This is a genomic window from Ruegeria pomeroyi DSS-3 (assembly GCF_000011965.2).
In the GTDB taxonomy this organism is placed as follows: domain Bacteria; phylum Pseudomonadota; class Alphaproteobacteria; order Rhodobacterales; family Rhodobacteraceae; genus Ruegeria_B; species Ruegeria_B pomeroyi.
Window position 1 is genome coordinate 1,575,332 of sequence record NC_003911.12, and the last position, 13,142, is coordinate 1,588,473.

General features: G+C 65.5%; 14 protein-coding genes. 1 reads left to right on the forward strand and 13 read right to left on the reverse strand.

All coding sequences use genetic code 11. The annotated features are described in order from the left end of the window. Positions 1-40: 40 nt before the first annotated feature. Positions 41-934, forward strand: a complete 894-nt coding sequence (locus SPO_RS07635; RefSeq protein WP_011047236.1) for an alpha/beta fold hydrolase — start codon at positions 41-43, stop codon at positions 932-934. Here SPO_RS07635 and pqqE read toward each other — a convergent pair. The 13 genes from pqqE to SPO_RS07695 all read right to left on the reverse strand — a co-directional run bounded on the left by pqqE (position 931) and on the right by SPO_RS07695 (position 13,133). Further along, positions 931-2,025 carry a pyrroloquinoline quinone biosynthesis protein PqqE gene (gene pqqE / locus SPO_RS07640; protein WP_044029152.1) on the reverse strand — a complete coding sequence of 365 codons (1,095 nt, stop codon included), beginning with the start codon at positions 2,023-2,025 and terminating at the stop codon, positions 931-933. The genes SPO_RS07635 and pqqE overlap by 4 nt on opposite strands. A gap of 94 nt (positions 2,026-2,119) precedes the next feature. Beyond that, entirely contained in the window at positions 2,120-2,407 is a 288-nt protein-coding gene (gene pqqD, locus SPO_RS07645) for a pyrroloquinoline quinone biosynthesis peptide chaperone PqqD (protein ID WP_011047238.1), read from the reverse strand. After that, positions 2,404-3,129, reverse strand: coding sequence for a pyrroloquinoline-quinone synthase PqqC (gene pqqC, locus SPO_RS07650; protein ID WP_011047239.1), 726 nt, complete (start codon positions 3,127-3,129; stop codon positions 2,404-2,406). Before pqqC ends, pqqD begins: the two co-directional genes overlap by 4 nt. Then, complete coding sequence (gene pqqB / locus SPO_RS07655; RefSeq protein WP_011047240.1) at positions 3,126-4,013, reverse strand: pyrroloquinoline quinone biosynthesis protein PqqB; 888 nt, start codon at positions 4,011-4,013, stop codon at positions 3,126-3,128. Before pqqB ends, pqqC begins: the two co-directional genes overlap by 4 nt. 27 nt (positions 4,014-4,040) lie before the next feature. Further along, the gene (pqqA, locus tag SPO_RS22465; protein ID WP_011047241.1) at positions 4,041-4,148 is read right to left on the reverse strand and encodes a pyrroloquinoline quinone precursor peptide PqqA; all 108 of its coding nucleotides are present in this window, start codon (positions 4,146-4,148) and stop codon (positions 4,041-4,043) included. 85 nt (positions 4,149-4,233) lie between these two features. Further along, the gene (locus SPO_RS07660) at positions 4,234-6,447 is read right to left on the reverse strand and encodes a hybrid sensor histidine kinase/response regulator (protein WP_011047242.1); all 2,214 of its coding nucleotides are present in this window, start codon (positions 6,445-6,447) and stop codon (positions 4,234-4,236) included. A gap of 6 nt (positions 6,448-6,453) precedes the next feature. Continuing rightward, entirely contained in the window at positions 6,454-7,623 is a 1,170-nt protein-coding gene (locus tag SPO_RS07665) for an FIST N-terminal domain-containing protein (protein WP_011047243.1), read from the reverse strand. A 30-nt stretch (positions 7,624-7,653) separates the two neighbouring features. Further along, entirely contained in the window at positions 7,654-8,370 is a 717-nt protein-coding gene (locus SPO_RS07670) for a response regulator (RefSeq protein ID WP_230981784.1), read from the reverse strand. Positions 8,371-8,580: 210 nt separating this feature from the next. Further along, positions 8,581-10,359 (reverse strand): PQQ-dependent methanol/ethanol family dehydrogenase, encoded by a 1,779-nt coding sequence (locus SPO_RS07675; RefSeq protein ID WP_044028101.1) that lies wholly within the window; start codon positions 10,357-10,359, stop codon positions 8,581-8,583. A gap of 289 nt (positions 10,360-10,648) precedes the next feature. Then, positions 10,649-11,056, reverse strand: a complete 408-nt coding sequence (locus tag SPO_RS07680; RefSeq protein ID WP_011047246.1) for a c-type cytochrome — start codon at positions 11,054-11,056, stop codon at positions 10,649-10,651. Between the two features lie 114 nt (positions 11,057-11,170). Continuing rightward, positions 11,171-11,962 carry an ABC transporter permease gene (locus SPO_RS07685; protein WP_011047247.1) on the reverse strand — a complete coding sequence of 264 codons (792 nt, stop codon included), beginning with the start codon at positions 11,960-11,962 and terminating at the stop codon, positions 11,171-11,173. After that, positions 11,959-12,690 (reverse strand): ABC transporter ATP-binding protein, encoded by a 732-nt coding sequence (locus SPO_RS07690; RefSeq protein WP_011047248.1) that lies wholly within the window; start codon positions 12,688-12,690, stop codon positions 11,959-11,961. Before SPO_RS07690 ends, SPO_RS07685 begins: the two co-directional genes overlap by 4 nt. Further along, on the reverse strand, positions 12,687-13,133 hold the full coding sequence (locus tag SPO_RS07695; RefSeq protein ID WP_011047249.1) for a hypothetical protein: 447 nt from the start codon (positions 13,131-13,133) through the stop codon (positions 12,687-12,689). The genes SPO_RS07690 and SPO_RS07695 overlap by 4 nt, the downstream gene beginning before the upstream one ends. Positions 13,134-13,142 lie beyond the last annotated feature (9 nt).

The following is a 13,142-nucleotide window of genomic DNA, read 5'->3' on the forward strand; positions in this document are numbered from 1 at the left end:
CAGCCTGCATCCGGGATTGCGACACGGGAGGGCAGGGAAGATGCAGCAGCGAACCGTTACCGCCGGGGTGCTTGAGGTCAGCTATCTGGAGAGCGGGCCCGCCGATGGCTGGCCCTGTATCCTGAGCCACGGCTTTCCCTATGACGTGCAGACCTATGCCGAGGCCGCGCCCTTGCTGGCGGCGGCGGGCGCGCGGGTGATCCTGCCCTGGCTGCGCGGCTATGATCCGACCCGGTTCCTGTCGCCCGATACGCCCCGTTCGGGCGAGCAGGCGGCTTTGGCCGCCGATCTAAGGGCGCTGATGGATGCGCTGGGGATCGGGCGCGCGGTGCTTGGGGGCTATGACTGGGGCGGGCGCGCCTCGTGCATTGTCGCGGCGCTCTGGCCCGACCGGGTCGAGGCGCTGGTGAGTGGCAATTCCTACAACATCCAGAACATCCCCCGCTCGGGCGAACCCGAGACGCCCGAGGTGGAGGCAAGTTTCTGGTATCAATACTATTTCCATTCCGAACGTGGGCGGCGCGGGCTGGAACGGGACCGCCGCGCGCTGGCCCGAACACTCTGGCGGATGTGGTCGCCCACATGGGCGTTTGATGCGGCAGAGTTCGAGCGCACAGCAGCCGCCTTCGACAACCCCGATTTTGTCGAGGTGGTGATCCATTCCTATCGCCACCGTTTCGGCCTGGTGCCGGGCGACCCGGCCTATGCCCATATCGAGACGCAGCTGGTGGCCCAACCCAAAATCAGCGTGCCGACGGTGGCAATCGACGGCGACCGCGATGGGGTCGATACCGGAACCGCCGGGCATGCGGCGCAGTTCACTGGCCCGTTCGACCATCGGGTTTTCAAGGGCGCGGGCCACAACCTGCCGCAGGAACGGCCCCGCGACTGGGCGCAGGCGGTGCTGGATGCGCGGGCAATGGCGCGGCCCTAACCCTTGCGCGGCATCCGGCGATAGGTGAACTCTGCCCCGTCCCCCCCGGCCAGCGCGGCCTCGAGCAGGGCGGTGACCTTGTGATGATCAGGTGAACGCGAGCAGACAGGATCGGTCGCCGCCGGGTCGCCGGCCAGCGCCAGCGCCTGGCAGCGGCAGCCGCCAAAGTCGATGTTGACCCGGTCGCAGCTGCGACAGGTCTCGGGCAGGTGATCGGTGCCGCGATAGGCGTTGAAGGCGGCACCCTCATACCAGATCTCGCGCAGGGTTTTGTCGGGAAAGCGGTCAAAGCTGAGATGCGGGATGGTCTCGGCCGCATGACAGGGCAGCACGGTGCCATCGGGCGCGATGTTCAACCCGGCCGAACCCCAGCCGCCCATACAGGCCTTTGGATAATCGGCGTAATAGTCGGGGGGCACGAAATCGAAGGCAAGCGTGCCGCGCAGGCGCGCCTCGGCCTCGGCCACGATCCGCTTGGCGGCCTCGGTCTGGGCGCGGCTGGGCAGCAGCGCGGCGCGGTTGCGCGTGGCCCAGCCGTGGAACTGCACGCAGGCCACTTCGAGCCGGCGCGCGCCCAGCTCGATGGCCAGTTCGATGGTACGCTCCAGATCGTCGAGATTGTGGCGATGCATCACCGCGTTCAGGGTCAGCGGGATGCCGCGCGCCTTGATCTCGGCGGCCACCGCCATCTTGCGGGCAAATCCCCCCTTGTAGCCGCCGATGCGATCGGCCAGATCCGGAGTGGTGCCTTGCAGGGACAGCTGGATATGGTCAAGCCCCACGGCTTCGAGCGCGTCAAGCCGGGCCGGGGTGAGGCCGATGCCGCTGGTGATCAGGTTGGTGTAAAGCCCGGCCTCATGGGCCGCGCGGGTCAGTTCGACCAGATCGGGACGAGAGGCGGGTTCGCCGCCCGAGAGATGCAGTTGCAGCACCCCCAGCGCGGCAGCCTCATCAAAGGCACGCGCCCAAGTCTGGGTGTCCAGTTCGCGCGCCTTGCCGTGAAGCGCAAGCGGGTTCGAGCAATAGGGGCAGGCCAATGGGCAGCGATGGGTCAGCTCGGCCAGCATGGCGATGGGGGCGGGAACCGTCATCTCGGGCGCCTCGCCGCCGGAATTCGGCACGAATTCCGGCCCGGAAAACCAACGGTTTTCCGGATCGTTTTCCGTGCCGGAAAACGCCCCCCCGTCATGGTGCCACCATCAGGAACATGCGGGCGCGCAGGCCTTGCAGAAAGGCCTGCACGTCCTGCTCGATCTGTTCCCGGGGCGCGTCATAGGCCTCGACCAGCTGATCGACCAGCGCCGCCAGGCTGGTCTGCCCGTCCACTCGTGACAGGATCGCCTCGCCCACTGCATCCAGCGCCACCGCCTTTTCCGGCGCCAGCAACACAATGCCGCCGCGCACCCGGTCCGTCACCAGCCGCACGCCGCGCGGCAGATAGGGGCGGTCGGTGGGGGCCAGCGCCAGTGTCATGCCATGCCCTCGCCGGGGCGCCATGCGCCGGGGGGCACATGGCCGTCCACATAGGCGCCCCAGAGCGCGTCGAGCTGCGCCCAGAGCACATCCGTCTTGAAGATCAGCGCCGCGCAGGCCATGTCCTCCTTCTCGGGCGTATCCGCATGGTCCAGCACCCAGCCGAGCCCATAGGCGACGTCGCGCGGTGCCTCGCTCAGGCGTTTGCGGAAATAGCTCAGGCTGCTCTCATCGGCGAAATCGTAATGCCTGAGCAGCCCCTCGATGCGGTTCTCGTGGATTTTCGGCGCAAACAGCTCGGTCAGGGACGAGGCCACCGCCTGCAACAGCGGCTGTTCGCGTACATAATGGAAATAGGCCTCGACCGCGAAACGGGTGGCGGGCAGGATACCGCGCCCCGAGGCCACGTAATCGGGGTCGAGCCCCACCGCCTCGGCCAGTTTCAGCCAGCGCCGCAGCCCGCCGCCGCTGTCGACACCGCCATCGTGATCCTCGATCCGCGACCGCCAGGCGCGGCGGATATCAGGATCGGCACAGCGCGACAGAAAGGCCGCGTCCTTCATCGGGATCGCTGCCTGATAGGCCCATCGGTTGATCACCCAGGCACGCACCTGATCGGGGGTGCAGTCGCCGCCATGCAGCTTGTGATGGAACGGATGCTTGTCGTGATAGCGCTCGGCGCCGATGGCGCGCAGCCGGGCCTCCAGGTCTTCGCGGCTCATAGCACGATCTCCAATCCGTCATGGGCCACCTGCCAGCCCCGGCGCGCCAGTTCGGCGCGCTCGGCGCTGCCCGCGCGCCAGACCGGATTGGTGTTGTTGATATGGATATAGGTCTTGTCCGCCGCCAGACCGGCCAGCCGCACCAGCGAGCCATCGGGCCCCGAGATCGGGATATGGCCCATCCTGCGTCCGGTCTTGATGCCGGTGCCGCTGCGGATCATCTCGTCATCGTCCCAGAGCGTTCCATCAAACAGCAGATGACCCGCATCCGACAGCCGGTGCAGCAGATCGTCGGGCACATAGGCGCAGCCGGGGATGTAATAGGCGGTATTGCGCCCGTCGCTGAGGCGGACCCCCACCGTCTGTTCGCCGATCAGCCCGGTATCGACGCTTTCGCCCTCCATGAACAGGGGAACCTTGCCGGGCACTGCGAACAGCATCGCCTCCAGCCCGTCATGCAGCGCAAATGGCGACTCCAGCGCCACCGGGCGACGCGCAACCTTATCGCGGGCCAGCGCGTCGAAAATGCGGTTGCCCTCGAGCACCTCGTGAATACCGGCGGTGGCAAACAGGTCAAAGGGCGTCTGCTCGCGCAGTGACAGCAGCCCGGCGATATGGTCGATATCGCCATTGGTCACCAGCACCGAGGCCACGGGCGAGCCGCGCAAGCCCTGCGGGTGCAGGACGGATCGGTCCTGCATCTGCTGGCGGATATCGGGCGAGGCATTCAGGATCGACCAGCGCGACCCATCAGCCGAAACCGCCAACGACGACTGGCCGGACGGCCTGAGCCGCCCGGCGCGCGCATCGCTGCAATTGACGCAGCCGCAATTCCATTGCGGCAGGCCCCCACCGGCCGCGGCACCCAGAACGACGATCTTCATCTTCGGGCCTCCGCGGCGGGGTCGTGGTTACAGGATCGGGTCGGTGCCGCGACCGCCTTCATCCTCTGCCGGGGCGTACATGTTGATTTCCATGCCGCAGTTCACTTCACGAAGTTTCGGAGCCGTCCAAGCCATTTTTCACCTCCACTGGCTGATGATCTTGCCTGTCAGCCTAGCCTGTGCCGCCGGGCGGGCAAATGCTCCTTTGGTCGAATGCTGCTCAGGACGTTCTGGGGGTCGCCCCTGACAGAAAGCCGCGCAGGGTTTCGGCGGCAATCGGCTTGTGAAATACCGCCCAGCCCTGCTGTACGCAGATGTCGATCACCGCCGGCGAGCGCGAGGCGGTGATGATGCACGAGGGCACAGGGCCCACCCGCGTGCGGATCATGTTGAGCAGCACGGTGCCCATCTCGCCCCGGTCCAGTTGCAGATCGGCGATCACCGCGTCGGGCTGGATACCCTCGTCGTCGATCAGCGCCAGCGCTTCGGCGATCGAGGCGACCGGCAGCACGCAGACATCCCAGGCCTCCATCGCGATGGTCAGCGCATTGCGCAGCTCGGCGTCGTTTTCGACCAGAAGCACGATCAGCCCGTCCAGACCCGAAGGCGTCAGCGCCGGGCCCGAGGTGCGGCGGAAACTGGTGAAATCGGGGGTCGGGGCGAGCAACAGTTCGACCAGAAAGCCCGATCCGCGCCCGACGGTGGACACCAGATCCAGCGGATGGCCCAGCAAGGCACAGGCGCGGTCGACGATGGCCAGGCCCAGCCCCATCCCCTCGGCGGCCGAGGCGGCGGCATCCAGGCGCTGGAACTCGCGAAAGATGATGTCGCGCTGCTCGGCGGCGATGCCCGGGCCGGTATCCCAGACCTCGAGCCGGACCGATTTGCCCCGCCGCCGCACCCCCACCACGATCTTGCCCTTGCGGGTATAGCGGATGGCGTTGACGATCAGGTTCTGGGCGATGCGCCGCAGATAGGTGGCATCCGACAGCACCATCGCGCTGGAGGGGATCACCCGCAGGTCCAGCCCTTTGGCGCGGGCGGTGGGGGCCAGCTCCTCGGCCAGCTGGGCCAGGATCACCCCCAGCGGCACAGGGGCGCGATGCACCTCGGCCTTGCCGGAATCCAGCGTCGAGATGTCCAGCAGCGCCTCGAGGATGGTCTCGACACTGTCGAGCGAGCGCCGCGCCTTGTCGGCGATCTGGTGGGTCTGGGAGGGGTCCTGACCGGGTTCGATCGAGGCCATGTATAGCTTGGCCGCCGAGAGGGGCTGCAACAGGTCATGACTGGCCGCCGCCACAAAGCGCGATTTCGAGGCATTGGCGCGCTCGGCCTCGGACAGGGCATCGGCCAGTTCCAGCGTGCGTTCGGCCACCCGCGCCTCGAGCAGCTCGTTGGCCTGGCGAATGGCCCGCACGGCGGCGCGTTCGGCAGAGACGTCGCTGAACGAGATCACGAAGCCGCGGTCGGGCATCTCCTGGGCATGGACCGACAGGGTCTTGTTCTCGCCCTGACGGATTTCGAACCCGATCGGCGGGCGGCTGTCTGTGGCGTTGATCCAGGCCCGGATCGTGTCCTCGGTGATGCCGCTGGAATATGAAGAGTTTCGTGCAAACCCTTCGAAAAGAGAGAAAAAGCGAACGCCCATGGAAAAGCGCCGGGCCGGGATCGACAACATCTCTCCCACGCGCTGGTTCCAGCCCGCCAGCCGGCCCTGATTGTCGAAGATGCACACGCCCTGATCCAGATGTTCCAGCGTGGCGCGGATCAGCCGGGCCTGGTCGTCCAGCATCCGGTCGCGTTCCTGCCGCTCAAGCCGCATGATGTCGCTGACATCGGTCTGCAGGATCACGGTGCCGCCATCGGGGGTGCGATGCTCGCTGACCTGCACCCAGCGGCTGCCGACCATGCGCACGTTGAAGATGACGTGATCGTCCTTGTGCCGCCGTATCCGCTGGGCCGCCCAGTCGCGCGGGGTCTTGTTCTCGGGCAGCGACAGATAGCGCGAACCGCTGACCAGATCGACATATTGGCGAAAGGTGATGCCGGGGCGGAACCGGTCGCGGATATCGGGCATATGCAGGCCGAAGCGCGAATTGCACATAACCAGCCGCTCGTCGGGATCGAACAGGGCGAACCCCTCCTGCACCGTCTCGATGGCATTGGCCAGGTTCGAGCGCGCCTCCTCGGTGGCGCGGTTGGCTTCGGCCAGGCGGGCGTTGGAATCGTTGAGAAGGTCGAGCGCGCGTTCCAGATCACGGGTGCGGTTGCGTACCTCTTCCTCGAGCAGCGCAGCGCGCTCGAACTGGGCATAGGCAGCCCCCGAGGCATCGGTGGCCTGTTCCACCCGGCGCATCAGCGCGGCGTTGATCTTGACCAGCTTCTCGATCTGCCGGTCCGGCGTATCGGTGGGGTTGATCAGCGATCCCGGCATGGGGCCTCACATATCGTCGGGCGGGTAGATGGCCACGCCCGTCAGCGTCTGGTTGACATGCATCGAATTGAACTGTTCCCCGTAAGTAGAGAAACCCACAACACGATTTTCGCGCAGGATATCCGAAAGCGCACCCAGGACCTGTTTCTGCTGCGCTTCCATCCGGCGCAACAGACAGTCACAGCCAAGGATCACCGCAGGCGGTCCGTCGGCGGCGAGGCGGCCCAGTTCCTCGCGCAGGTGTTCGCGCATGTCGCGCGCCTCGGCCAGGGTCAGCACCAGCCCCTCGTCGATGGCCGAAAAGAACACCAGATCGCCATTCTCGGCCACCCGCTGGATCGAACGCACGTGATGCTGGCCGCCGATGCGCACCACGACCGGATGGGCGGCAAAGGTGAAGGTGGTCAGCTGTTCGGGGTCCTTGCCCAGAACGCGGGCATATTCGCGCGCCGCCGGCTCGGCATTGATCTCGTGCACCAGGCGCCGGTCGGGATCGGCGCCGGTGACCACCATGCGCTTTTCGGTGGGGATCAGGTGGTCGGTCTTGAACACCTGGATCGGGCAGCGGGTGCGTACCTGCATCAGCACGGCGGCATTGCCATGGGCGCGACCCTCGTGAAACACGAAGGTGGTGCCAAAGCGTTCGCCATCCCCGGCCGAGCCGCCGAACAGCGGCACCGGCCCAAGCCCCATCGCCAGATCCGAGACCAGCCGATCCTCGAGCGTCGACAAGCCGTCGATCAGCAGAAAGTTGAACTCGTGCCCCCATTCGGGCCGGGCCGCGGCCAGATCGTTGCGGGTCTGGATCATCCGGTCGATGATGGCCTGGGCGTCATAATCGGTCAGATCGTCGATCAGCATCGTCTGCGCCTTGAAATAGGCGCGCGGCATGCCGATGGCGACGATCTCGCCCTCGGTATAGCCCGCTGCCGAGATCTCGCCCGCCGTGGTGCAGCCGACGATACGGGTGCCGGGCAGGACGGCGGCGGCGCGGGCCAGCAGGGCCGGGATATCGGTCTGGGGCGAGGCCATCAGCAGGATCAGTTCCAGTTCGACCGGGCCCAATGCCTCGACCAATGTCTCGATGGCATGCGGATGGTCGTGGTGCACCGAGGCGGTGCACAACACCTGTGGCGCGGCCTGCGCCGCGCGAACCGGACCCTGGCTTAGGTCCAAGCGCTCCTCCCTTATCTTTCGGCTGGCAGGTTATGCCTGTTTCTGCGTCTCTGGCAAGAAACTCGAAAAACTGGTCTTCTTGGCGATCAGCACCGCCTGAGTGCGGCTTTGCACCCCCAGTTTGCGCATGATGGCGGTGACATGGGCCTTGACCGTGGTTTCGGCAATCGACAGGTCATAGGCGATCTGCTTGTTCAGCTTGCCCTCGCAGACCAGTTGCAGGATGCGGGCCTGCTGGTTGGTCAGCGCCGAAAGCCGGGCCAGCGCATCCTCGACCTCGGGGCCGTCGCCACCCTCGCGGGCGACATCGACGAACCCTTCGGGAGTGAAGACCGCGCCGGTCGAGACGGTCTCGATGGCGGTGCGGAACACCTCGCGCTGGGAATGCTTGGGTACGAATCCGGCCGCGCCTGCCTGGATCACGCCCGAGATCACCCGGTTGTCGGCCATCGAAGAGACGACGATCACCGGGGCGCGGGCGGCGGTGCGGATGCGGACCAGCCCGTCGAGCCCTTCGACATCGGGCAGGTTGAGGTCGAGAATGACCAGATCGGGGGCAGGGTGGTTGCCCAGCCAGTCCAGCGCGTCCTCGAGCCGGGCCAGGGTCTGCACGGTGCGGATGCCCGAGACGGCCTGCAGGGTCATCGAGAGGGCATCGCAGAACAGCGGATGATCGTCGACGATAAGAGCGGAGCGAAACGGTTGCGCCGGCGATGTCCCTGCCTGGGTCTGCATGATCCGATCCATAGGTTTGTTCATGCTTCAACTGTAACGCCGGTGCGGCGAAACGCCATTGGCCAAAGGTCGAATACCGGCTCTCGCGTCCAGCGGTGGCGGAATTCTGCAAGAATTCCGGGCCGGAAAACAGGGTTTTCCGAGCCGTTTTCCCTTGGAAAACGGCCTGCCAACAAAAAACGCGCGCCCGGGGGGCGCGCGTTTGTGGTCATGGCTTTGCCGTCAGTTGGCGGCGGCCAGCTGCTTGGGCAGCTTGAAGGTCCAGAGCAAGCCGCCCTGGTTGAGATAGTTCACCTTCTTGGCGACCTCGCCACCCCAGAGCGGCACCGCGCCGCCCCAGCCGGAGATGACCGAAACATATTGCTCGCCGTCCATCTCCCAGGTGACCGGCTGGCCGACAATGCCCGATCCGGTCTGGAACGACCACAGGATCTCGCCGGTTTCGTCGTCAAAGGCGATGAACTTGCCCTCGGGCGTACCGGTGAACACCAGCCCGCCCGCAGTGGTCATCACGCCACCCCAGAGCGGGGCGTCGTTCTTGAACTCCCACTTCAGCTCGCCGGTATCGGGATCGATCGCCTTGAGGCTGCCGATATGGTCCTCGTAGTTCGGCTTGATGGTAAAGCCCGCGCCCAGATAGGCCGCGCCCTTCTTGTAGGTAATCGGCTCGTTCCAGATATCCATGCCCCATTCGTTCGAGGGGACATAGAAATTGCCGGTCTTCTGGCTGAAGGCCATCGGCATCCAGTTCTTGCCGCCCAGGAACGAGGGAGAGGCAAAGATCACCTCGCCCTTGGCGCCATCGGCCGCTGCCGCCGGGTCGCCCGGGCGGTTGTCCTCGTTGAAGATCGGGCGGCCGTTCTCATCCAGGCCCGAGGCCCAGGTGATATCCTTCACAAATGGCACGCCGCGCACGAATTTGCCGTCCTCGCGGTTCAGCACGTAGAAATACCCGTTGCGGTCGGCGGTGGCCCAGCGCTTGTTGCCGTCGCGGTCGGTATAGGCCACGACCTCGTTCACACCGTCATAGTCCCAGCCCTCGCGCGGGGTGGTCTGGAAATGCCACTTGATCTCGCCATTGTCGGGATTGATGCCGATGCGGCTGGCGGCATAAAGGTTGTCACCCTTGCCATCGTTGTTCTGACCGGCATCGCGCAGCCAGCTGTTCCAGGGGGCGGGGTTGCCCGCGCCAAAGACCAGCGTATCGGTCTCGGCGTCATACGAGCCGCCCAGCCAGGTGGCGCCGCCGCCGGTTTTCCACATGTCGCCCGGCCAGGTCGCGTTCAGCGTGCCGGTCATGGTGCTTTCTTCGCCTTTGAAAGTGCCCATGTGACCTTCGATCACCGGACGGGTCCAGACCATCTCGCCGGTCTCGGCGTCGCGCGCCTGCACCTCGCCCACAATGCCGAACTCACCGCCCGAGTTGCCGGTGATCACCAGCCCCTTCACGATCAGCGGCGCGGCGGTATAGGAGTAGCCTGCCTTGTAATCGGCGATCTTCTTGTTCCAGACGACATCGCCGGTTTTCAGGTCGAGTGCCACGATACGGGCGTCGAGCGTGCCGAAATAGATCTTGTCGCCATAGATGGCGCCGCCCCGGTTGATCACGTCGCAGCAGGGCAGGATGCCCTCGGGCAGGCGGGCGTCATATTGCCAGAGCTCTTCGCCGGTGTTGACGTCGATGGCATACATGCGGCTGTAGGAGCCGGTGATATACATCACCCCGTCATGGATCAGCGGCTGGGTTTCCTGCCCGCGCTGCTTCTCTCCACCCAGGCTGAAGGCCCAAGCGGGCATCAGGTTCTTGACGTTGTCCTTGTTCAGAATGTCCAGCGGGCTGTAGCGCTGCAAATGCCGGCCCATGCCGTTGGTCAATACGCTGGACGTGTTGGCCGTGTCATTGGCCAGGTCCTCTTCGGTGACACCGGCCGCCAGCGCGGCGCTGTGCCAGCCCGCCGTCGCGACCAGGCCCGCCACTGCGGCCATGATGATCTTGTTCATCGGTTTCCTCCCTTGCATCCTCTCCAAGCCGAACCACCCCAAACCGCGGGTTTTTGGCTGAGCGGTATTATTGGAACGAAGCCGCTCGCGCGAAATTGAACAAAGGTCGTAGGGTCAACCAGAGATGTGTCGGAAGGGGGCAAGACCAGAGGCAAGGTGCACCGGGCGATGTGCTCGATACGGGTTCATCTTTTGCCGAAGATTAGTGTCTCTAAATATTGATTTTAAACAAAAAGAGTTTTGTTATGACCCGACGCCAGACCGTACTGTCCGACGTCGGGCTGCGGGGTCAGTCGGAAATCTGCTTGGGGTCGCGGGTGCTGAGGCTGGCCAGATAGGCCAGAATGAAATCCTGCACTGTCCGGTCCTCGATCCCGACATGGCGCATCTTGGTACCGGGCATGAAGCCGGTATTGTCCTCCATCCATGCGCGCAGCGCCGCAGGCGTCCAGACGATGCCCGAGGCCTCGAGCGCAATGGAATAGTCGTAATCGGGATAGGTGCCGGCCCCACGTCCCAGCACGTTCTCCAGCGGTGGGCCATAGCTCTCGTGATCAGTGTCCGAGGCATGGCAGCGCCGACATTCGCCATCATAGAGCGCCGCGCCCGCCTCGATCTTGATCTGCTCGAACTTGGTGTCGGCAAGCGCAGGCGAGGCCGCCATCATCAGCGCCAGCGCATAGGAAACAGGTCTCATCTCTCACTCCTGAATGAGGTCCCCGCCGGGGCGGGTGCAAGCGCGCGTTTCCTGTTGCCGTCATAGCAAGCGCGCGCGCCGCTTTCCCTTGTTCTTTGGTCGAAGGCGGGCGGATCAGCCCTTGCGCCGCAGCAGCCCGCGCGCCGGGTCATATCCCCAAAAGGCAAGGCCCAGAAACACGGTCCCCGCCAGCACGGTCCAGCCCAGCGCGGGTCCGTTGAACTGGCCATAAAGCGCAAAGCGGATCAACTCGACCGCATGGGTGAACGGGTTCAGCGCGCAGATATCGCGCAACAGGGTCGAGCTTTCGGCCATTTTCCACAGCGGGTACAGTGCGGTGGACAGGAAGAACATCGGAAAGATGACAAAGTTCATCACGCCCGCGAAATTCTCCAGCTGCCGGATCAGCGAGGACAGCGCCAGCCCCAGCGCGCCCAGCATGATCCCGGCCACCACCAGCGCCGGCAGCACCGCGACATAGCCCCAGACCGGAAGCTGGATGCCAAAGGCCGCGGCCACCGCCAGAAAGCAATAGGTTTGCAGGATCGAAATGGCGGTCGAGGCAAGCAGCCGGCAGAACAGGAGCCACCATCGCGGCAGCGGCGAGGTCAAGAGCAGCCGCATCGAGCCCATCTCGCGGTCATAGACCAGGCTGAGGCTGGATTGCATGCCGTTGAACAGGGCAATCATGCCGCAGAGGCCCGGCACGATATAGACCTCGTAAGTGATATAGGTCTGATAGGGCGGCGTGATCGACAGGCCCAGCGCGGCGCGAAACCCGGCGGCAAAGACCAGCAGCCAGATCAGCGGCCGCACCAGCGCCGCCACGAACCGCCCCCGCTGGCGGACAAAGCGCAGCGCCTCGCGCAGGACGATGGCGCGCAGCGCGATCAGCGCGGCGTTCATGCCGGTTCCCCTGTCTTGTCGCTCGTCTGGGACAGGAAATGCTCGCGCAGCGGCAGCGCTCCGCGCAGCGCGCCGGCGGTGCCGTCCTGCAACAGCCGCCCGCGATGCAAGATCAGCAACTGATCGTCATCCTCGATCTCGTCGGTCAGATGGGTCGCCCAGAGCACGGTCAGCCCCCGCTCGCGCGACAGCGCATGCACATGGTCGGTGATCGCCTTGCGGCTGGCCGCGTCCAGCCCCACGGTGGGTTCGTCCAGCAGCAGCACCGAGGGGTCGTGGATCAGCGCGCGCGCAATCTCGGTCCGGCGCCGGTGGCCGCCGTTCAGGTCGCGCGCACGCTCGTGGGCGCGCTCGCTCAGGTCAAGCCGCTCCAGCGCGGCGGCGATCCGGGTGTGTGCGGTGCGCCCCGACAGCCCGTGCAGGGCGGCGAAATAGGTCAGGTTGCGCATCACGCTCAGGTCCAGGTCCAGCGTCGGCTGCTGGAACACCACCCCGATCCGCGCCAGCGCCGCGCGCGGGTTTTGCGACAGGTCATGCCCGGCGACCGAGATCTGGCCCGAGCGGGTGGTGAAAAGCCGGGTCAGCAAAGAGAACAGCGTCGATTTTCCCGCGCCATTGGGCCCCAGCAGCGCCGCGAACCGGCCCGGCGCCACGTCAAAGCTGACCGTGTCCAGCGCCCTGCGGCTGCCATAGGAATAGTCGAGATTTCGGACACTTAGCCCTGTCACTTGATGGTAATCTCCAACCGCTGGGTTTCGCCGGTGCTGCCCGGTACCTTCAGGTAATAGCGGCCCGGCTTGATCGCGACAAAGCCTATCTCCATCTCGCCGGCCTCGTCGAATTCGACCGAGTCGAGGCCCAGCGGCCGGATTTCCAGCCCCTCGACAACGATCTCGTCGATCCAGATGGCGCGAAAGAACTCGGGCCCCACCAGCGCCAGTTCCTGGCTGCCGTCGCCCTGGATCTCGAACTCGTAATAGGTGCCCGATTGCAGCACCCAGGGCGCGTCGGCCAGCGGCATTCCGGCCGACAGGATGATCGGCGGCAGGTCTTCCTTGTTCTTGCCCGAGAGCAGCCCGGCCAGACCCAGCCGACCGTCATCGCCGTCGGCCAGTGCGCTCAGGGGCAGGGCCGCAACCAGAAGGGCGGCAAGACAGGGTTTCAGCATCATGTATCCTTT